This window comes from bacterium (assembly GCA_029210545.1).
Lineage (GTDB): Bacteria > BMS3Abin14 > BMS3Abin14 > BMS3Abin14 > BMS3Abin14 > JARGFV01.
Genome location: JARGFV010000045.1, coordinates 1 through 18831 on the forward strand (window position 1 = coordinate 1; position 18831 = coordinate 18831).

The window sequence follows — 18831 nt, forward strand, 5'->3', positions numbered from 1 at the left end:
GGACTGGCCCGCCGGGCCTGCCTGATGGCCTTTCGGCACTGCGCTTCGGTGGGTCCCGTGACCATGCAGGTGTTGATCACGATGACCTGCGCCTCGGCAGCGGATGTTCTCGTCATCCCCGCGTCTTCGAGGCTGGACGCGAGGGCGGCCGAATCGTACTGGTTGCTCTTGCAGCCCAGCGTGACCAAAGAAAACGTTTTTGGGGAAAAAGTTACTGGTGGGCCTTTGCCGGATGAAAAAGGGCCGGGCCCTGACGGGCCCGGCTTCACGTGTGTTTTCATGGGATGTAATTTAGCGGAAAGAGTTTAAAAAGTTAACAGTGAACAGTGAATAGTATACGGTATAATTCAAAGGTCATAAATCACGAAGGTCATTAACCACGGTTGACTGTCAACCGTGAACCGTAAACTGTAAACTTCTCTATCTCCTCCCGCCGCCGCCTGGGCCACCGGGCCCGCCACCGGAACCGCTGCCGGAACCACCGTCCGATCCACCGCCGGAGCTTCCCGAAGAGCCGCCGCCGACACTGCCGTCTCCGGGTCCGGCACGCTCATCCATACCATCGCCGGTCCTGCGCCGCTCCTGGAACGCTTCGGCGGCTTTCTGCTTCATCTCCCTTTCGAACCTCAGCGTAAACATCAGGTACCGCGCCGTGCCGACGGGGTCCAGAATCTGGCGCACCCGCTTGATGTGGCGTTCTTCGGCCTGGACCATCTCCCTGCGGTTGGCTGTCAGTTCGTCTAGGATCTCATCGATCCTTGCCGGTCCGGACCCCTCACCCGCGACCTCACGGGCCAACTCTCTCACCAGTTCCCTGTTGCGGGTCTCGATCAGCTGGCGCTCCTGGTCCGCCTCCCGCATCGCGGGGAAAAGGCGGGCGCTCGTCTCCTCGTCGAGATTGAGCTCCTCCGTGAGCTGCCACGCCCTTAACGCCTCCACCTTCTTGCGCACCCTCGTCAGATCCCCTTCTTCGGCCATCTCCCGGGCGGAGACCGGGAGAGCAGGGACAAGAAGTGAAAGACCCAGTATTAAAGCTGTCAGAGATATCCACATTTTTCCGATCATGACATCACCCTCTTTCCACCTGGTTCAGAGTCATTTCATCAATCAGTCCCTCGAAGACCCTGATGGTCTCGGGGGACATGGTTTCCAGAAGTTCCCGGTCGAAAAGGGATCCCAGCGGATCACCGGTATCCCGCTCCGGTGATGAAACGATCCCAGCGTCAAGAAATCCATCGATGAACGCCACCTCGGAACCCGAAAGGAACAGGATTTCCTCCTCCAGGCCAAGGGAGAGCGCCGCCGGGGAGCTGTAAGTCCCAAGGTCGCCGTTTGGGGAACGCTCCGTTCCGGTTCTGAGGAAAAGGGACAGTCCGGCGACAAGGATGAGAGCGGCGATCCCGCCGGCCCAGACCGGCCTTGCCATGGTCCACGCGGGCCGGGATCGGCCCTCTTCCGTGACCCTGGCCGGAAGGGAGGCCCAGAATGAGGCGGGTGGTTCCGGGACGGAACTGTCCATCGATGCCAGGATCTGAAGTTCCTTCGAGCATTCCGGGCACCCGGCTGCGTGGCGGTTGATCGTCTCCATCTCTTCCGGCGCGAGGCTTTTCCGGTAATATTCGGGCAGCAGTTCCCTGGGACAGCTGTTCACTGTCTTTCTCCTTTCAGGATCGCCTTGAGCTTGCCCACGGCGTGGTGGTAGCTCGCCTTTGCGGCCCCGGTGGAACAGTTCATGATCCTGGCGACCTCGTCGAAGGAGCAGCCCTCCGCGGTCCTGAGGACCAGCGCCTGCCGCTGCCTGGGGGGCAGTGTTTTCACGGCAGCCGCCAGCATCGCCCGCTCCTGGCTCTGGACGGCATCATCGAGCGGATCGCGGCCCGAGGAGAGCGGCAGCGCATCCAGGGGAACCGTTCTTCTCCTGGACCGGTCCCTGATGGTGTTTTTCCACGTGTTGGAGGCGATCCTGAAAAGCCACGTTTTAAAGGAGGAGTCGCCCCTGAACCGCCCGATAGACCGGTAGGCTTTGACAAAAGCGCTCTGTGTGATCTCCATGGCGTCGTCCACGTTCCCCGATAACCTGTAAAGGTACCCGTACAGCTGTCTCTGGTGCATCCTGACGAGGTTCTCGAAAGCGGCCTCGTCGCCCTTCCTGGCCCTGGCCACCAGTTCCTGTTCGAGTCTGCCGTCGTCGCTCATTTCATCGCTGTTCCCGGCAGCGTACCGTAAGATCTCTCCACGCTGCTTGATATATGGACACCACAAGCAAGTAAAAGGTTTAAAGGGTGGAGTTCACAGTTCATAGTGAAGAGCGCATTTTCGGTAAGCTGTAAACTGTCTACTGTTTACTCGGAGCCATGGGCTCCGTTATCCACCCGCCTCCCAGGACATACTCCCCATCGTACACCACCACCGCCTGGCCCGGGGCCACGCCATGCTGGGGCTCGTCGAAAATGACGTCCACAGACCCGTCCCCGTTGACCGTAACGGTCGAGGGCGCCGGCGTGTGGCGGTGGCGGATCTGGACGGACGCCGTGAACCTTTCTCCCGGCGGATGCCCTTCGATCCAGGTGGAACCGGAAGCTTTCAGTCCCGGAAAAGCGGATTCCGCCCGTTTCCCGACCACCACCGTGTTGGTTGCCCCGTCGATGCGCATCACGTAAAGGGGTTCTGGAGCTGCGATGCCAAGCCCTTTCCGCTGGCCCACGGTGTAAAAACAGGCTCCTTCGTGGGTACCCAGTTCGTTCCCCCCGGTATCGACCACCTTCCCCGGGCCTGGCAGGTTGGCCCCCTTCTCCCGGATGAAATCCCGAAGTCCCCCGTCTGGAACAAAGCAGATCTCCTGGCTTTCAGCCTTCGCGTGAACCGGAAGCCCGAAAGCTTCGGCTTTCCGTCGGACCAGATCTTTTTTCATGTTCCCCAGGGGGAAAAGGAGACGTGCCAATTCCTTCTGACGGAGGGTAAACAGGAAGTAGCTCTGGTCCTTTCGGTCGTCGGCTCCCCTGGCAAGTCTCCACGGGTTCTTTCCCACAATGCGCGCGTAGTGGCCCGTGGCCAGCAGGTCGGCTCCCACTCCCCTGGCCTTGCGAATGAGGTGACGGAACTTCAGATGCTCGTTGCACCGGATGCACGGGTTGGGGGTGCGGCCGGCGAGGTAGGTGTCCACGAAGGGCCTAACGACGTCGGAGAGGAACTCGGCCTGCAGGTCCAGGGTGTAGTGGGCAATGCCCAGCTTGCTGCAGACGGACCGGGCGTCGTTGAGGTGGACCGTGCCGCAGCACCCCTCCTCGGCCCCGGGAACGTCCTCGGGCCACAGGAGCATGGTGACCCCAACCACGCGGTACCCCTGTTCCTGGAGGACGGCCGCGGCCACGGAGGAGTCCACGCCGCCGGACATGGCGACCAGGACGGTGATGTCCCGGGGTTTCACCTTCCGGGTTCCGGGTTCCAGGTTGGTCATGAACAATCAGATAGCAGAACGGGGGGGGAAAGAACAGGGTCCAGAGTCCAGGGTCCGGAGTCCAAAGTCCAGAGAGACGGCTGACAGGCGGTTCACGGTCCATGTTTCACGGTTCACGGTTCACGCTTCACGGATCACATTTCACGCTTCACGGTTCACTTCCCATGTTTTTCCCTGTAATCCTTGATCGCGTCGTGCAGGGCGTCGGCCGCCAGGTTGGAGCAGTGCATCTTGTTGGGCGGAAGGCCGTCGAGGGCCTCGGCCACGGCCTTGTTGCTGACCGCTTCGGCCTCCCCTAACGTCTTGCCCATGACCATCTCGGTGACCATGCTGCTCGTGGCGATGGCGCTGCCGCAGCCGAAGGTCTGGAACTTCACGTCCTTGATGACATCATCTTCCACCTTGATGTAGATCTTCATGATGTCGCCGCACGAGGCGTTCCCCACCTCGCCGATACCGTCGGCGTCCTCGATCTCGCCCACGTTGCGGGGGTTGCGGAAGTGGTCCATGACCTTTTCGCTGTACATGCTCATTTGAATACCTCAATTTCAAAATTCAGATTTCATATTTCAAGTCAATGTCAACTCACAAAATATAACCAATATTCTTGAAAATGAAACCCGCTGAATTCATGATGTTATCACCTAAGTAAAGCGGAACTGCATTCGGCAGTATAGGTTCGTTGAAATTTGATGGACTCGCAAAAAGTCCATCAACGCACCCCGCGCGGGGTGCCCAAATCAATGACAAGCCGCGCCTGGGAAGGGCGCCCGGATCGATGACCGATGAAAGCAGCCGCGCCTGGGAGAGGCGCCCGGATCGAGTGCCAATGGCTGTGTGTTCGATCCGTGAGGGAACCGAAAACCACGCTTTTCGGTTCCCGTTGAGCCAAAGTCTTACCCGGACTTTGGCGATATTACAGCAGCCCCCGTGAGGAAAGGGAAAACCACGCTTTTCCCTTTCCGATGAAGAAGGCTTTTGTTTGGTGCCTTTTAGCTGTGTGTCAGCATTTCACCTCTTCCTTCTTCCTTCTCATAAAGTGAGGAGCTCCCATGAAAAAGCGATCGATCAAACCCTCCACCGTCCTTTCCCCTGTACCGGCTGCACTCGTGACCTGCCAGGACCGTGGAGGCCGCAGCAATATCATCACCATCGCATGGACCGGCGTTGTATGCTCCGATCCGCCCATGGTGAGTATCAGCATCCGTCCCTCCCGTTACAGCCACGGGATCATCAAGGAGACCGGCGAGTTCGTGGTCAACATCCCTCCTTCAAGGATCGTACGGGAGGTTGACAGCTGCGGGATCGTATCGGGCAGGAAGGTAGACAAGTTCGCCGAAACGGGTTTGACACCCACACCCGCCAGCATCGTGTCCCCTCCCCTCATCGACGAATGCACGGTGAGCCTCGAGTGCCGCGTGACCGAGATCGTTCCCCTTGGGGTCCACGACATGTTCCTGGGAGAGATCGTGGCCACCCACATTGCCGAGGAGGCCTTCGACGCCGATGGGAACCTGGACATGGCCCTCATCGACCCCCTCGGATATTGCCCTCTGGACCAAACCTACAGGGCTGTAAGCGGTGACGCACTGGGGAGTTACGGGTACAGCAGAAAAGCTGGAAGCGATTAGCTTTCAGCTTAGAACTGGGAAGTCACGTACCCCCGGCAAAGCCGGGGGGTTTCCCGAAGCACTTAAGAGCTGGGGTCTGGAGTCCGTACTATCTTGTCCACTTTGGATTTTGGACATTGCACTTTGGACTGTTCTTCGCCCACTCCGGCACAACCTTCATCCCCCCCCTGACTGCTCTTCCGAGAGCTCTGCAATCAGGCTCAACGGTTTCCAGCATTGCCCAGAAGTCCCGTGAGTGGTTCGGGTAAACCGTGTGGCACAATTCGTGGTGAAGGACGTAACGCACAAGATCCGGTTCCAGAAACAGGAGCCTGAAATTGAGACTGATCGTACCTGTAGTCGAGCAGCTTCCCCACCGCGTCCTCTGGCCCCGGATGGTCACCTTTTGATAGGAAAGGCCAGAGATCTCGGCGAGTTCGGCGATCCATGGAACCAGGGACTCCTTCGCTGCCCTGCCAAGCCATCTGAGCAGAGCCTTCCGGACGGCCGGTTCGTCTGCCGTGTTCCCCGACACAACCAGGGTCCCGTTTCCGTTGCACCTTGCCTGGACGGTTGGACTGGCCGTCGGGTGGTAATGGACCGGCCATTCCTCCTCCAGTGCGGGACAGTGGATCGATTCGGGCAGAAGAACCTTTTCCCGCTCCACAGCAAACTTTCTCATATATCGTCTAAAACGGTTCAAGGAAGCTCCGGAAGTAGGCTGCAGGCTTTCAGCTGTCAGCTCGACATTATTTCTCAATGAATAAGGTCTGGGTGGGATAGGCAAACTCAATCCCTTGTTCCCCTAATTTCCTGAACAGGCTCAGATTGATTGTCTGCTGGATGTCCCGGTAAAGGTTGTAGTCCCGGTCCAGCACCCAGTAGACAACCTCGAAATCCAGGGAATAGGCCCCGAAACCGGCAAAATGGGCCGGTCGAACCGGACCTGATCCATGTTCCCGATGATCTCCCGGATCATGTCAGGGATCCTTTCCAGTTTCTCCACCCCTGTCTGATAGGTCACACCGACATTGAAGAGGATCCGTCTCTCGTCCATTCGCCGGTAGTTCCTGATCCGGCTCCCGAGAAGGTCGGTGTTGGAAAAGATGATCTGTTCGCCGGAAAAGCTCCTGACTCTTGTCGTCTTGAGCCCGACATGCTCCACAGTCCACATCTGTTCACCAACGATGATATAGTCACCGATGACGAAGGGCCGGTCCAGGACGATGGAAAGGGATGCGAAAAGATCACCCAGGATATTCTGTAAGGCAAGGGCCACAGCGATACCCGAGATGCCAAGGCCCGCCACCAGGGCGGTGATCTCGATGCCCAGGTTGTTGAGAGCAAGCAGGACCACGATGATCCAGAGGGAGGCCTTGGCCATCCAGGTGATCACCGAGTAGGCCTCCAGGTTCAACCTTTCTCCACTGTCACTTGCGGCCCTTCTGCTCACCAGGAAGTTGATGACACCGTTGCCCCATATACCCAACTGAACCGCGATGCATAGAAAAGCGACAGATCGCGTCACCTACCCGATAGTGACCGGAAGAACAAGAACTGTGGACCCCCCGTAAAGGGAAAGGCCGGCCATGAGGACCCGTCGGGTCCTGACCTTGAGGAGATCGGCAACACGGTCATCAAAACTGTTCCGGGTGCTTTTTGAAAACCTTTCGAGTCTGCTCCCCGCAACTTTAAGCAACAGGGCGATGAGCAGATAAATAATGACCGCCGTTCCCAGCGAGGCCGCCCAGTTCGCGAGGGAGTTTCCGAGATAAAGCCTTTCAAAAAATCCGGTTGAGATCATGATCAATAGTCCCCTTTGCGTTGGATCTGGAATTTTTCAGGGCGAACCAGGAGCCTGTCGGAGAACCTGCGCACGCAGCTGTAGACTTTTTGCGAATTCCTGAAGTATTGGCCATTTCCACTGAGCCGTCAAGGGAAGGTTCTTCACAGGGAAGGTTCTTCACCCCAGAATCGCGATTGGTTTTATTTTCGCGATTCTGGGGATAAAAAAACCTTGTTGGCGCGGTAAGTTACGTTTCAAACTTGATAGGGTCGCAAAAAGTCCAGTCGGGACTTTTCCTGGCCCATTAATGTCCTGGGGAAAGGGAAAAGCGTCGTTTTCCCTTTCCTCACAAATCAATGACTTACGGTGTGGGTCATTGATTTGGGCGCCCCGCGCGGGGCGCGTTGATGACTTTTTGCGAAGTCATCAAACTTGAAACGACCCAAGATGCCATTACTTCCCATGCCGGTCTGGCCCTGTTGGGCGAGTTTTCAAAAGGGATCAGGCTTCCCTCTCTGGTGGACAGTCACCTCGCGGATTTGGGGTCTTCAGGTTGATATGCCATTGGAGATCTGACATGATTAATAAAACGCTATTTTATTAATTCTTGATGGATCGTGTCAAATAGGATATTTTCATTACAGTTTTGTACCATTGAGTATGCCAGGAGGTAACGTATTGTCCCAACAAACGTCCCATCTGTCCAGGATCCTGGATTTTGTGGGCAAGATCGACAACAGGTCACTTCATTACGCCTTTACAGGTCTGATCCTGGGGATCTTTGCCCCCCTGGGCTGGATCGTCCTGGAACTCCTCCTGACGTCCCATGAAGAAATTTCCTTTTTAGCACTTCTTCGCCAGATCCTCATCGGTACCCCCCGAAGCGGCTTCATGCTCCTTTACATGTTCTTCGGCACTTCGATCATCATGGGGATCTTCGGATTCATGGTGGGCCGAAAGGACTTTAGGCTCATCAGCGAACAAAAGCGGATGTCCGAGACCCACAAGCTTTTCCTGGCAAAGGAGGAGATGTTCGAGCAGAGGCTCTTCACCCTCCACAGGAGGATGAAAGGCATCACCCAGGTCAGCGCTGCCATTCAGCGTTCGGGTAAAATTGACGAGGTGTTCAAACTTTGCGCGGACGGCATCAGCGAGGTCCTCGATTTCGACAGGGTCAACATCTTCCGGGCCAACCACAAGAACAGAATGCTCGAATGCGTGGAGACGCGCGGCAACCTCGAAGAACCGATCGAGAACATCAGGATCCCCATGAGCGAAGCCGGCGGGATCATCTGGCTTGCCCTTAAGGAGGACAAACCTTACGTCATCAAGGATATGAGTGAAATGAAGCCGGAATACCGCCTGCACTCTCCCTATGACAAGATCAAGGCCATTCGAAGCGTCTCCTTCATGCTTATCCCATTCCACGACGGAAAAGAGGCTGTCGGTCTTTTTGCGGTGGACAACAAGTTCAAGAAATCTCCCATCAACGATGAAGAGGTGGACATCATCAAGGTCCTGGCCGATCAGACATCGGTAGCCATATCCAACATCCGTCTCATCCATGGCATCCGGCGGATGGATGATCTCATGGAGCAGGCGTTCACCACGATCAAGGCCAAGCGCGACAGGTACTCCAGTGAACTCCAGAAGCTGGCCGATTCGATCACCCGGCTTCGCGAATCGGCCGATTCCCTGACGGCCGACGCGGAACAGATCCTTGCCTCCGCCGACGAGGGGAACAGCACGGCAAAGGAACTCGACAGCACCGGTGCCCGGATCACCCTGAACATGGATGAACTCATGGGCTCCATGGGCCAGGTGGCGGTGGTCGCACGCTCCATGCAGGAGGTGCTGGAGGAGATCAGGGCCCGTTCGGAAGAATCCGCCAAAGCCGATGAACTGACCAACCGGCAGGTTGCCGAGGGGATCCAAATCTTTCACGATACACGGGAAGGTATCAAGTCCCTGGAAAAGGTCACCGGCGATTTCAGGATGACCGTGGACGATCTCCGGCTGAGGTCGGATACTGTTAAGAACACGATCCAGATCATCGACGAGGTCATGGACCAGACAAAGCTCCTGGCACTGAACGCCTCCATCATAGCGGCCCAGGCGGGTTCCCAGGGGAGAAGTTTTGCGGTCGTCGCCGAGGAGATCAAGAAACTTTCGATGGGTGTTGAAGAGTCCACCGGGTCGATCCGTGACGCCATGAACGGGTTTGAAAAGGACATCGAGACCGTCATGGAGGGAACGGGAAAGATCCAGAAGGCCGTGAGTTCGGCTGTTGAAAACACCGGGAAGGTGGAAGACGTATTCAACAGGATAGACGACAGTTTCCGGCATTCCCGGGAGATCAGTCTCCTCATCCGGGATGAAACTGCCAGGCAGGGGGACGCCGCCGTCAGCGTGGTCGAGACGGCCGACAGCGTGCACAAGGTGGCCACCGCCCTCAAGGAGGGCGCCGACAAGCAGAAGGAAAAGACCGGGGTTATCTCGGCGTCTGCGGACAGCATGACCCAGATCAGCTACCGCCTGTCCCAGACGGCAAAGGTCAACCAGGACGGCAGCCGGACCCTGATGCTGACGGTGAACGAATCCGAGCAGGTGTTCGAGACATTGTTTGTAAGTTTGCAGGAGTGGAGGGAACTCGGAAAAGAATTGCTGAAGGAATTAGAAACCTTCGGGGTTTAGCAATTCCTGGCAGTACGAAGTACGGAGTGCGAAGTGCGAAGGAAAAGCTAACAGCTAATAACCATGGCCGATGCGAAAGCTCCGGCTTTTTCGTTCCTGTGAAAGCTGTCAAAACAACCTCAAACAACTTGTCCCGCCATTGCCCAAGCGAGGGTGGATTCAGTCTGTTCTTCCCCTCCTCCCATCTCCCTCCCGCCTGTCCTTCTCCCTTTTTTCGGTCCACAAATCAGTCAATGTTATCGAGGAATGACTCGAAAACCTCAAGATTGACACAATCTTCTTTATTATATTCGAGTAGCAAGTTTAACGCTTCTGTGTCCCCGTCGTTCTCCCAACGCTGCCAGAGGCGCGGGGCCACGCGTCCGTCCACAATGCCGGAATCACGGGAGATCCCCAGCAGGACCTCCACCTTTTTGAGACCACCTTCAGTCTTCTCTTGCGGCAGTCCCGGAGGAGGTCCCGGTGCCCGGCAAGGTCGCGGAGATCCAGGCCGGTGATCCGCCTGATGAACGGCAGGTCAAAGCAGGCCCCGTTGAAGGTGATGACGGTCGTGACACACTCCAGAGCCAGCGCAATAGAAAGATCGGTGACACGGCCGCCGATGAGCTGGATCATCTCCCGGCCCGGGATGTGGATTCCCACCACGCTGATCTGGTTGTCGAAGGTTGTTTCGATATCTAGGTAGGCGCGCAAAACTGCAGTCCAATGTCCAAAGAGAATATAATTACCTTCCACTTTCCACTTTTAACTATTTCTTGTGCCTGTCCTCCCGCCCGCGGCGGAAAAATAACCTGATGGGGGTTCCCGCAAAACCGAAGGTCTCCCGGAAGGTCCTTTCTATGAACCTGATGTAGCTGTCCTTGATCTCGCCGGGGCGGTTGGTGAAGATGACGAAAGCCGGCGGATGGGTCCCCACCTGGGTGGCATAATAGAACTTGAGCCTGCGTCCGCGAACCAGGTGAGGCTGGTGACGTGCGATGGCCTTTTCCAGTGTGTCGTTGACTTCCCTTGTCGACAGCTCTTTTGACGCCTGGGCGAAGACCTTATCCACCATCTCGAAAACCCTGTCCACCCGAAGTCCTATGAGACCCGAAATGGATATGACGGGGACATCGGGAAAGAAAAAAAGTTTTTCACGGATATCCTTGACCATCTGGTCGAAGGTCTTGTGATCCTTTTCCACCAGATCCCACTTGTTGAGGCAAACCACCAGCCCGCGCCCCCTTTCATTGACCAGGCCGGCGATGCGCAGGTCCTGGTCCACGAGCCCTTCGGAACTGTCCACCATGAGGAGACAGATATGACACCGCTCAATGGCTGCCAGAGCGCGCAGGACAGAATAGTGTTCGATCGATCCGGCTACCCTCGCCTTCCTTCTGACACCGGCCGTATCCACCAGAAGGTATCGTTTGCCGTTTTTCTCCACCAGGGTATCAACGGTGTCAGCTGTCGTACCCGGCACATCGGAGACGAGAACCCGGTCCTCCCCAAGGATCTTGTTGACCAGGGTTGATTTTCCTGTATTCGGCTTGCCTACGACCGCCAGGCGCATGTGGTGTTCTACCTCGGGCGACATCTCCTCGTCAGGGAGCACCTGGATCAGTTCGTCCAGGACTTCGGCGACACCGGTTCCGTGAAGGGCAGATATGGGGTAAACTTCTCCCAGTCCCAGGCTGTAAAACTGGGCCGATTCGTGCTCGCGGAGCTGCCCCTCTGCCTTGTTGGCGACCACCAGGACAGGTTTTTCGGAGCGTCGAAGGAGCCGGGCCACCTCGTCGTCGGCAGGCGCGAGACCGGATCTCGTGTCCAGGACGAACAGGATGAGGTCGGCCTCCTCGATGGCGTTTAGCGCCTGCTGCCGGGTAAGTGCGAAAAGTCCCTCTTCGGCCAGGGGATCGAGCCCCCCGGTGTCCACCACGGTGAACTCCCTTCCCAGCCAGTTGGCCGCCCCGTAATTCCTGTCCCGCGTCACCCCGGGGATATCCTCGACGATAGCCTGTCGCCTCCCGATGAGCCGGTTAAAGAGAGTGGATTTTCCCACGTTGGGCCTTCCCACGATGGCGACCAGAGACATGGCTTTTGCTCCTGAGTATTTGTTCCATCCGGTTAATGCTTACCTGGGTGGCTTCACTCCAAAGCTCTGAAATAGACTCTTTGAGACATTTTACGAGTCGGACAGGCTCCTGGTGAGGGAATTTTGCAGTTGCTGGAGGCTTTCCCCCGTCAGAGATTCGACAGCCTGCAGCGGAGCCTTGCCGTCGGTGAGCTCGGACACGAAAAGCTGGATGAAGTTACGGCCGTACCTGCCCTCGAGGTGATCCATGAAAAGAAGGCTCACAGCGTAGGACCGCATGCGGTGTTCCGGGTCCATGGTGATGAAGCTCCGGTCAAGATCGTCCAGGTTGATGGCATACCCTTTTCCCATTTCCCGGACCATGTAAGCCCGCACCGCCTGGATGTGGTCGGGAGACTGGTTTTCGCCGACTTTCTGTGCCAGTCCTTCCTGGACCCACGACGGCAGGTTGCCAGCGGCCCGATGAAGGAGGGCATGGACCATTTCGTGCCTAACTGTAAGGGCCAGTTTATTCCTGTCATCAATGCCCTGACCGACGTACAGGCGGATCTGCCCATCATACAGACCTTCCAGAGAGGGTTCGAAGGGATCGGCGCGCGATCCGAGTTCCTCGGTTAAAACAAGAACATCCACCGGATCTGCCGGGAAGATCCCCAGGGCCGCTGTCAGGGAATCCATTTCGTCCTGGAGTAAAGCGAGGATCTCACCTTCATATTCGAGCTTTCTCTGCCCGCTGTAATGCAGGCGGAAATTATCCCCGTCCTCCGTGACCATCCCCTCCCTGGACGCTACCATTCCCTCAAGGCGGCTGACATGTTCGGCGAGGTCCGCCCTGTCGGGCATCCTTCTATATAATTTACGTGCGTACTCTAACGCCTCTTCGTATCGTCCGGCCCGGAAGTGCAGTGTCGAAAAGCCGTCGAGAACCTCCGGGTTAACCGGCCACAACTCTTCCGATTCAGTCAAAAGTTCCAGGGCTTTTTCCCTGTCATCGAGGGATCCCCCCGCGATCCGGGCAAGGGCAACGCTGAGGTTTCTCCTCACCAAGGCGTTCCCCGGTTCCAGCCCCACGGCCTCCCGAAGCGTTTGAACTGCCTGCACCGGGTTCCCGGAAGCAAGCTCCTCGACACCCCGTGCGTTCAGTTCCAACGCCGGATGACCATTTGTCACATTTGACACAAACGTGTCCAATGGCAGATCGATTGGGATACCACCGAAAACGATGATCGCACCCACGGCCATAGCCGGCAAAATGAGAAGGGCCAGGACGTTCCTCAACTGTTCTCCTTTCACCTGGATCCTGTCGGTGAACCACTGACAGGGTCCGGATTCAGTACAAGGATCTGATCGGGCCCGCGAAGGATGATCTCCGGTCCGTTATATCGCTTCACCTTGCCGATGACCAGAACTTCGGCTCCCACCAGATCGCCCGGGTCGATGTCAAACTCCCTGAACCTGCTGCGTCCCTCATCGAAAAGCACCGCGGTAAAATCGGTCCTGTAATCCTCGCCGAAATTCAGGTGCCACGCTTTGCGCCCCCTGTGCAGCGCAAGGACCTTCCCACGGACCATGACGCGGCTTCCGATATGATCATCAGCATCCAGATGAGACACCACCTTGATGGCTTCACCGCTATACAGCCCCTTTCCGTTCTTTGCCGCGATGGAGGCGTTTCGAAGGATCTCGTCGGATATTTCTGATCCACAAGGTGGAATGAGGAGCGGAAGAGCCACGCCCTCCCGGATGAGAGCCACGTTCACATTGACGTCGTCGGCCCGCACGACAGAGAGGAGTCGTCCGTATGGATCGGTATCCCTGCAGCTGATAAGCTCCAGAGGGTTGGAGCCGATGAGTTTTTCCAGCATGGCCGAAGCTTCGTCGGCCATGGACTCCCCTCTTTCGGGGGTGTCGATACCAAGGAGCCGCACTCGCTGACCGCTCTCAAGTTCCAGGGTGTCTCCATCCACCACACGCTTGACCACGGCGGTTGAACACACCACTCCTGCGTCCGCAGCCAGCGAGGAGGTTGCCGATGCGAGTATAAAAAGAGATGCTGCACCGGCCCTGAGCATTTGTGCTATCATAATTGAGCAGGACCTTTTCCTTTAAACCGTCTTCAGTCACTGAGCTTATTCACTGAGGTACCCGCGAGGTATCGGCACGTCGGCGAAGCTGATGAGGAACCAGCCATGAATATAAGATTAAATACCTGTATAAGTGTCCTTTTACTTATACTCCTGCCGGCTGGAGGCTTCGCCCAGGACAAGAGGGATGGATCTCCCGTTCCGGGAGCGCCTCTGGAAGTGGGATCTCAAGCTCCGGTTTTTACCCTGAACGATATCCAAGGAGCTGTTTTCGGCCTCACCGGCCAGATCGGACGTTCGGCGACCGTTCTGAGCTTCTGGTCGATCTACTGCGATTCCTGTGTCGACGAGATGCTGGCCCTCCAGAAACTCGAGGATAAGTACCGGGGGCAGGACCTCGTGATCATGGCTGTCAACGAGGACCTCCAGGTAACGACAGACCGGATCCGCCGGTTCCTCGAAAGACTGGAAAAGTTCCGTGGAAAGATAACATATCCCCTTCTTTATGACGAGAACGCTAAAGTGTTCAACGCTTTCGGCGTCACCTCTCTTCCCACTCTCATACTCATTGACCGGGAGGGGAAAATCGCGGGTTATCATCGGGGTTTTGACACGGAAGGTGAGAGGAACCTCCTTTCAATCATCGAGGATCTGGCTTCGGGAAAGACGGACACGAAGGTTTCCGCACCGCGTATTGTTGAAAGAAGCGAAATGATCACTGTCGTGGGTAAAGCCGCGCTGTGCGGATTCTTCGACGAAAGCGGTTGGCGGAAAAGCTTTACCGGAAATGAAAGCCTGGAGCAGGAGACGGTGCTGACCCGCGACCTTGCGCAAAGAGACGCAACAAGGATCGCGGTCTCCGGAGCCCTTCGCATGCTCGGGATCAACCTTTTTGCCAACGATTCTGCTACAGATTGTCTTGCTGGTGACGGGATCCATCTGGATCGTGACCCCTTCGACACAAAAGATTCCCTGAGCAAGCTCCTGTCCAGCCTCAGCTACAGTGATTTTTTCGAGACTGTCGCTGAACAGGAGATGCTCATTGACGGCACCTGGTATGTCAGTCGGGACGTCAGGATATCGATCGACAGTTTGTCGGCGGAGCTAAAAAGCATAGGTTACCTGTTTGAGCCGTTCCGTATAACCTTCACCTATGTGAACATGAGTCTCCTTGACCAGAAGCAGTTCCTCCATTCGCTTCTCGTGCAGTCCCGGTTCATCGGACGGTTCGAAAATCCGGTTTTCACTCCTCACTCCACCTCCCAGGTTTTCGAGGTTTACACTTCCTCCCAAGGGTTCTCCGACGAGATCCTCGGGATGGATTTCGGGAAACTCCGGGTGTTCGTAGAGGAAGTGACGCCTACGTCTTTGGAATTAGAAGTGTGGAAGTAGGAGTGACCCACTCCCCGGCCTGAAGGCCAGGGCTTCAGGGTCACTGGCAGTAGAAAACAAAACCGGAGCATTAGCTCCGGTTTTGTTTTTTCTTCTGCACCCTGCACTTTGCACTCTGCACTCAGCGAACTCCTCGTGGTCGCCCTCAATCGAACAGTTTCTCCTGCCCGCCTTCAGTTCCGGGCTTTCTGTCGAGATGTCTGTAGGCAGCCTCTGTCGCAGTACGACCACGAGGAGTTCGCTGCAGATACCCTTCCTGGAGAAGGAACGGCTCGCAGATGTCCTCAATGGTGTCCCTCTCCTCCCCCACAGCGGCGGAAATCGTATCGATACCAACAGGCCCGCCACCGAACTTGTCAATGATCGTCAGCAGAACGGATCGATCCAGGTTGTCGAGCCCCATCTCGTCGATCTCCAGCCTCTTCAGTGTGTGACGCGCCACCTCGAGGGTGATAACCCCTTCGGCCTCAACCTGGGCGAAATCCCGTGCCCGTCTCAAAAGCCGGTTGACAACCCTGGGTGTCCCCCTTGAGCGCCTCGCCAGCTCATCGGCGGCATCGTCAACCAGTTTCACCTGCAGGATCGCGGCCGCCCTGGTAACGATCCGGTTAAGCTCCTGAACCGAGTAAAACTCAAGCCTGCACACGACGCCGAAACGGTCCCTGAAGGGCGATGACAAAAGGCCCATGCGCGTTGTGGCGCCCATGAGGGTGAACCGCGGCAGGTCCAGCTTGACTGTCCTTGCGCCGGGGCCCTTGCCGATAATGAGATCCAGGGCAAAGTCTTCCATGGCCGGATAAAGGACCTCTTCGACAGTACGGTTCATGCGATGGATCTCGTCGATGAAGAGGACACCGTGCTCGTCGAGGTTGGTGAGGATGGCAGCGAGATCTCCGGAGCGCTCCATGGCAGGACCGGAGGTGGATCTGATGTTGACGCCAAGTTCGTTGGCAAGGATGTTGGCCAGGGTCGTTTTGCCCAATCCGGGCGGTCCGAAGAGCAGGACGTGATCCAGCGCCTCCTTGCGTTCCAGAGCGGCCTGAATGAAGACCTTCAGGTTTTCCTTGACCTTGGTCTGGCCGACATAGTCAGAAAGGCGCCTCGGCCGGATATTGGCCTCGAAAGCAGCTTCATCGTTGATCTGCCGGGGAGTTACGATGCGTTCATCGGTCATAACCGAATTCCAAATTTGAATTTTAAAATTACCCTTTTCTCCCACTCAGTTCTTTCAGACATTCCCTGATGATTCCCTGGAAATCTTTAGGCCCGTCTTCCCTTTCCAGAACATTCCTCACGGTTTTACGTCCCTGGGAGCTCTGGTAGCCGAGGTTGGCCAGGGCGGACAGCACGTCGGAAAGAAGTTGTTCGTCCACACCGGTGATCACGGACCCGCCGGTGTCAGATAAGGGGCCTACCTTGTCCTTGAGCTCGAGAACGATCCTCTCGGCAGTCTTCTTCCCCACACCCGGCACGGTGCTGATCCAGGCGGAATCCTCACGGGCAATGGCGGTTTTCAGATCGGACGGTTTCAGCCCGCCCAGCAGCGCGATGGCCACCTTGGGTCCGATCCCCTTGACCTGGACCAGGAGGTTAAATAGATCCTTCTCCTCAGCCTGGCTGAACCCGAAAAGGGTGAAGGCGTCCTCGCGAACCACCGTCACCACGTGCAGGGAAACCTCCTCACCACCCTCGGGGAGGTCCACGAGGGTGTTCAGGGACACGAACAACCGGTACCCCACAGCTCCGGTGTCCACGATGACCGTCCCGGAAGGGTCTTTCACGGCCAGTTTACCTTTGATGAGGGCGATCAAGGGGTTGTCCTCTCCCGGCAGTTTGTCTGAAATTACAGAATACCTTTTCCAGGAGATTGTCAGGATCTTGAGACAATCTCCTGGTGCCATTGAAAATGTGTCAGCGCGGTTGCCAGGGCGTCGGCGGCGTCTGTAGGCGGCGTCTCCACCAGTCCCAGGGATCTGACAACCATGTGCTGTACCTGCTCCTTGGAAGCTCTGCCGTAACCGGCCACCGTTTCCTTTATCCTGGTCGCGGCGTAAGGGTAAGTGTCGAGTCCGCACCTTTGGCACACCAGGATGACGACACCGCGGACGTGACCCAGCTGCAGAGCGACCCGGCTGTTCCTGGCGGTAAAGATGTTCTCGATGGCGAGGCAATCAGGGGAGTGTTCCCTGACTACCCCCTCGATGGCATCGGCGATATGGAGTAGGGAGTGTTCCAGGGTATCTTCCCCGTTCGTCTTGATCAGACCGTATTCGAGGACTTTCTGTGATCTGCGATCTCCATCGAGGACGGCATACCCGGTGGATCGCAGGCTCGGGTCTACACCCAGAACTCGCATTAAGGACTACATCTTCTCCATGATATCATCGGAAATATCAAAGTTGGCGTATACCCTCTGGACGTCATCGTTGTCCTCGAGGGACTCCACCAGCTTGAGAGTCTGCTCTGCCTGCTTTTCGTCCAGGTTGATCGTATTCTGCGGGATCATGGTAACTTCACCGACCTGATATTTCAATTCCGCCTTGTCGAAAGCGCTGCTCAGGGAATCGAAACTCTCCGGTGGACCGTAGACCTCGAAATCCTGACCTTCTTCCGTGATATCTTCCGCGCCGGCTTCCAAAGCGATCTCCACAAGAGTATCGCCGTCAGTATCTTCCCTTGAAAAGACAAAATAGGATCTCATCTGGAAGATCCACGAAACGCACCCCGTCTCCCCGAGATTTCCGTTATGCCTCGTAAAGGTGTATCGGACATCGGATACGGTTCGATTGCGGTTGTCCGTGAGGGTCTCAACCATGATGGCCACACCCGCTGGACCGTACCCTTCATAGGTGATCTCTTCGTAATTGACGCCATCCAGATCTCCTGTCCCCTTTTTGATAGCCCTTTCGATGTTCTGCATGGGCATATTGGCGGCTCGCGCCTTGATGATAGCGGCTCTGAGCCTCGGATTGCCATCCGGATCCCCCCCGCCTATCTTGGCCGCAACCATGATCTCCTTGTTGAGCTTCGTAAATATTTTGCCGCGCACGACATCCTGCGCGCCTTTCCTGCGCTTGATATTGGCCCATTTTGAATGTCCGGACATATTCCCTCCATACAATTCCAAGAACTGAAGTTCTCGGAATTGTATCAGACAAGCTTCGCTTGCCGTCCAATCCTGATGGATTTTATACATGTCCATCAACTATGCCAAAAACTGGAATTAATAAAAAGCAGTATCACGAAAAAAACCGGACAGCATCCGGTTCCTTTTAAAAATCCATACGCATAAATAACGTCAGTTATTTACTCGCTCCCTCAACTCCTTGCCGGCCTTGAAGTAAGGAACTCTCTTGGCCTCCACTGACACCTTGTTACCCGTTTTAGGGTTGCGGCCCTCCCGGGATCTCCTGTCTTTCACCTTGAAGCTCCCGAACCCTCTTAGTTCCACCTTATCCCCGTCCGCCAGGGAGTCGGAGATGCTCTTGAGAACCGTATTGACGATCAATTCGGCTTCCTTTTTTGTTAATCTGTCGATCCGATCCACGAGAGCCTCGATGAGTTCAGCCTTGGTCATGGTCCCTCCCGCATAAGGTTCAGGTGACAATGCATAAAAGCAAGGCTATCTAAAATATCTTTGGAAGTCAAGAGGTTAGACCCGAAATCCGCGATTGGTTTGGGCCGGCCTCCGGTCGGGGTGTCTGAGGGGTCTGTTTTTGACACGCCGGTCCTGG

Annotated in this window: 20 protein-coding genes and 1 pseudogene; 3 read left to right on the top strand and 18 right to left on the bottom strand. The window is 56.4% G+C overall.

The annotated features are described in order from the left end of the window. From P1S46_06475 to nifU, 6 genes are all read right to left on the bottom strand, one after another. Positions 1 to 188, bottom strand: a 188-nt coding sequence (locus tag P1S46_06475) for a tRNA (N(6)-L-threonylcarbamoyladenosine(37)-C(2))-methylthiotransferase MtaB (protein ID MDF1536136.1), incomplete at its 3' end; no start/stop codon positions are given. A 232-nt stretch (positions 189 to 420) separates the two neighbouring features. Then, positions 421 to 1065 (bottom strand): hypothetical protein, encoded by a 645-nt coding sequence (locus P1S46_06480; GenBank protein MDF1536137.1) that lies wholly within the window; start codon positions 1063 to 1065, stop codon positions 421 to 423. A gap of 4 nt (positions 1066 to 1069) precedes the next feature. Next, on the bottom strand, positions 1070 to 1651 hold the full coding sequence (locus tag P1S46_06485; protein MDF1536138.1) for a zf-HC2 domain-containing protein: 582 nt from the start codon (positions 1649 to 1651) through the stop codon (positions 1070 to 1072). After that, on the bottom strand, positions 1648 to 2196 hold the full coding sequence (locus tag P1S46_06490; protein MDF1536139.1) for a sigma-70 family RNA polymerase sigma factor: 549 nt from the start codon (positions 2194 to 2196) through the stop codon (positions 1648 to 1650). The genes P1S46_06485 and P1S46_06490 overlap by 4 nt, the downstream gene beginning before the upstream one ends. A 139-nt stretch (positions 2197 to 2335) precedes the next feature. Further along, a complete protein-coding gene (gene mnmA, locus P1S46_06495; GenBank protein MDF1536140.1) occupies positions 2336 to 3457 on the bottom strand; it encodes a tRNA 2-thiouridine(34) synthase MnmA in 1122 nt (373 codons plus the stop codon). Between the two features lie 155 nt (positions 3458 to 3612). Next, positions 3613 to 3984, bottom strand: a complete 372-nt coding sequence (gene nifU, locus P1S46_06500) for a Fe-S cluster assembly scaffold protein NifU (protein ID MDF1536141.1) — start codon at positions 3982 to 3984, stop codon at positions 3613 to 3615. A 525-nt stretch (positions 3985 to 4509) separates the two neighbouring features. On the opposite strand from nifU, the gene P1S46_06505 reads away from it, so the two are divergent. After that, a complete protein-coding gene (locus P1S46_06505; GenBank protein ID MDF1536142.1) occupies positions 4510 to 5088 on the top strand; it encodes a flavin reductase family protein in 579 nt (192 codons plus the stop codon). A gap of 88 nt (positions 5089 to 5176) precedes the next feature. Here the strand turns inward: P1S46_06505 and P1S46_06510 are convergent, their stop codons facing one another. The 3 genes from P1S46_06510 to P1S46_06520 all read right to left on the bottom strand — a co-directional run bounded on the left by P1S46_06510 (position 5177) and on the right by P1S46_06520 (position 6871). Next, positions 5177 to 5749 carry a M48 family metallopeptidase gene (locus P1S46_06510; GenBank protein MDF1536143.1) on the bottom strand — a complete coding sequence of 191 codons (573 nt, stop codon included), beginning with the start codon at positions 5747 to 5749 and terminating at the stop codon, positions 5177 to 5179. A 141-nt stretch (positions 5750 to 5890) separates the two neighbouring features. After that, the gene (locus P1S46_06515; GenBank protein ID MDF1536144.1) at positions 5891 to 6556 is read right to left on the bottom strand and encodes a mechanosensitive ion channel family protein; all 666 of its coding nucleotides are present in this window, start codon (positions 6554 to 6556) and stop codon (positions 5891 to 5893) included. A 39-nt stretch (positions 6557 to 6595) separates the two neighbouring features. Next, a complete protein-coding gene (locus P1S46_06520; protein ID MDF1536145.1) occupies positions 6596 to 6871 on the bottom strand; it encodes a hypothetical protein in 276 nt (91 codons plus the stop codon). A gap of 660 nt (positions 6872 to 7531) precedes the next feature. Here P1S46_06520 and P1S46_06525 point away from each other — a divergent pair. Beyond that, positions 7532 to 9547, top strand: a complete 2016-nt coding sequence (locus tag P1S46_06525) for a methyl-accepting chemotaxis protein (protein MDF1536146.1) — start codon at positions 7532 to 7534, stop codon at positions 9545 to 9547. A 226-nt stretch (positions 9548 to 9773) separates the two neighbouring features. On the opposite strand, the pseudogene P1S46_06530 reads toward P1S46_06525, so the two are convergent. From P1S46_06530 to P1S46_06545, 4 genes and pseudogenes are all read right to left on the bottom strand, one after another. Then, positions 9774 to 10240, bottom strand: a pseudogene (locus P1S46_06530) (ribonuclease H-like domain-containing protein). Between the two features lie 55 nt (positions 10241 to 10295). Continuing rightward, complete coding sequence (gene der / locus P1S46_06535) at positions 10296 to 11621, bottom strand: ribosome biogenesis GTPase Der (GenBank protein MDF1536147.1); 1326 nt, start codon at positions 11619 to 11621, stop codon at positions 10296 to 10298. A gap of 90 nt (positions 11622 to 11711) precedes the next feature. Next, positions 11712 to 12899, bottom strand: a complete 1188-nt coding sequence (locus P1S46_06540; protein ID MDF1536148.1) for a hypothetical protein — start codon at positions 12897 to 12899, stop codon at positions 11712 to 11714. A gap of 11 nt (positions 12900 to 12910) precedes the next feature. Then, positions 12911 to 13621: a thermonuclease family protein gene (locus P1S46_06545; protein ID MDF1536149.1), complete on the bottom strand. Its 711-nt coding sequence runs from the start codon at positions 13619 to 13621 to the stop codon at positions 12911 to 12913. 189 nt (positions 13622 to 13810) lie between these two features. Here P1S46_06545 and P1S46_06550 point away from each other — a divergent pair, with 189 nt between their 5' ends. Beyond that, on the top strand, positions 13811 to 15097 hold the full coding sequence (locus P1S46_06550; GenBank protein ID MDF1536150.1) for a TlpA disulfide reductase family protein: 1287 nt from the start codon (positions 13811 to 13813) through the stop codon (positions 15095 to 15097). Between the two features lie 145 nt (positions 15098 to 15242). Here P1S46_06550 and ruvB read toward each other — a convergent pair whose 3' ends face one another. The 5 genes from ruvB to P1S46_06575 all read right to left on the bottom strand — a co-directional run bounded on the left by ruvB (position 15243) and on the right by P1S46_06575 (position 18704). Then, positions 15243 to 16271, bottom strand: a complete 1029-nt coding sequence (gene ruvB / locus P1S46_06555; protein MDF1536151.1) for a Holliday junction branch migration DNA helicase RuvB — start codon at positions 16269 to 16271, stop codon at positions 15243 to 15245. Positions 16272 to 16299: 28 nt separating this feature from the next. Continuing rightward, complete coding sequence (ruvA, locus tag P1S46_06560) at positions 16300 to 16908, bottom strand: Holliday junction branch migration protein RuvA (protein ID MDF1536152.1); 609 nt, start codon at positions 16906 to 16908, stop codon at positions 16300 to 16302. Positions 16909 to 16967: 59 nt separating this feature from the next. After that, complete coding sequence (ruvC, locus tag P1S46_06565) at positions 16968 to 17453, bottom strand: crossover junction endodeoxyribonuclease RuvC (GenBank protein MDF1536153.1); 486 nt, start codon at positions 17451 to 17453, stop codon at positions 16968 to 16970. Between the two features lie 6 nt (positions 17454 to 17459). Next, complete coding sequence (locus P1S46_06570; GenBank protein ID MDF1536154.1) at positions 17460 to 18203, bottom strand: YebC/PmpR family DNA-binding transcriptional regulator; 744 nt, start codon at positions 18201 to 18203, stop codon at positions 17460 to 17462. A gap of 192 nt (positions 18204 to 18395) precedes the next feature. After that, entirely contained in the window at positions 18396 to 18704 is a 309-nt protein-coding gene (locus tag P1S46_06575; protein MDF1536155.1) for an integration host factor subunit beta, read from the bottom strand. Positions 18705 to 18831 lie beyond the last annotated feature (127 nt).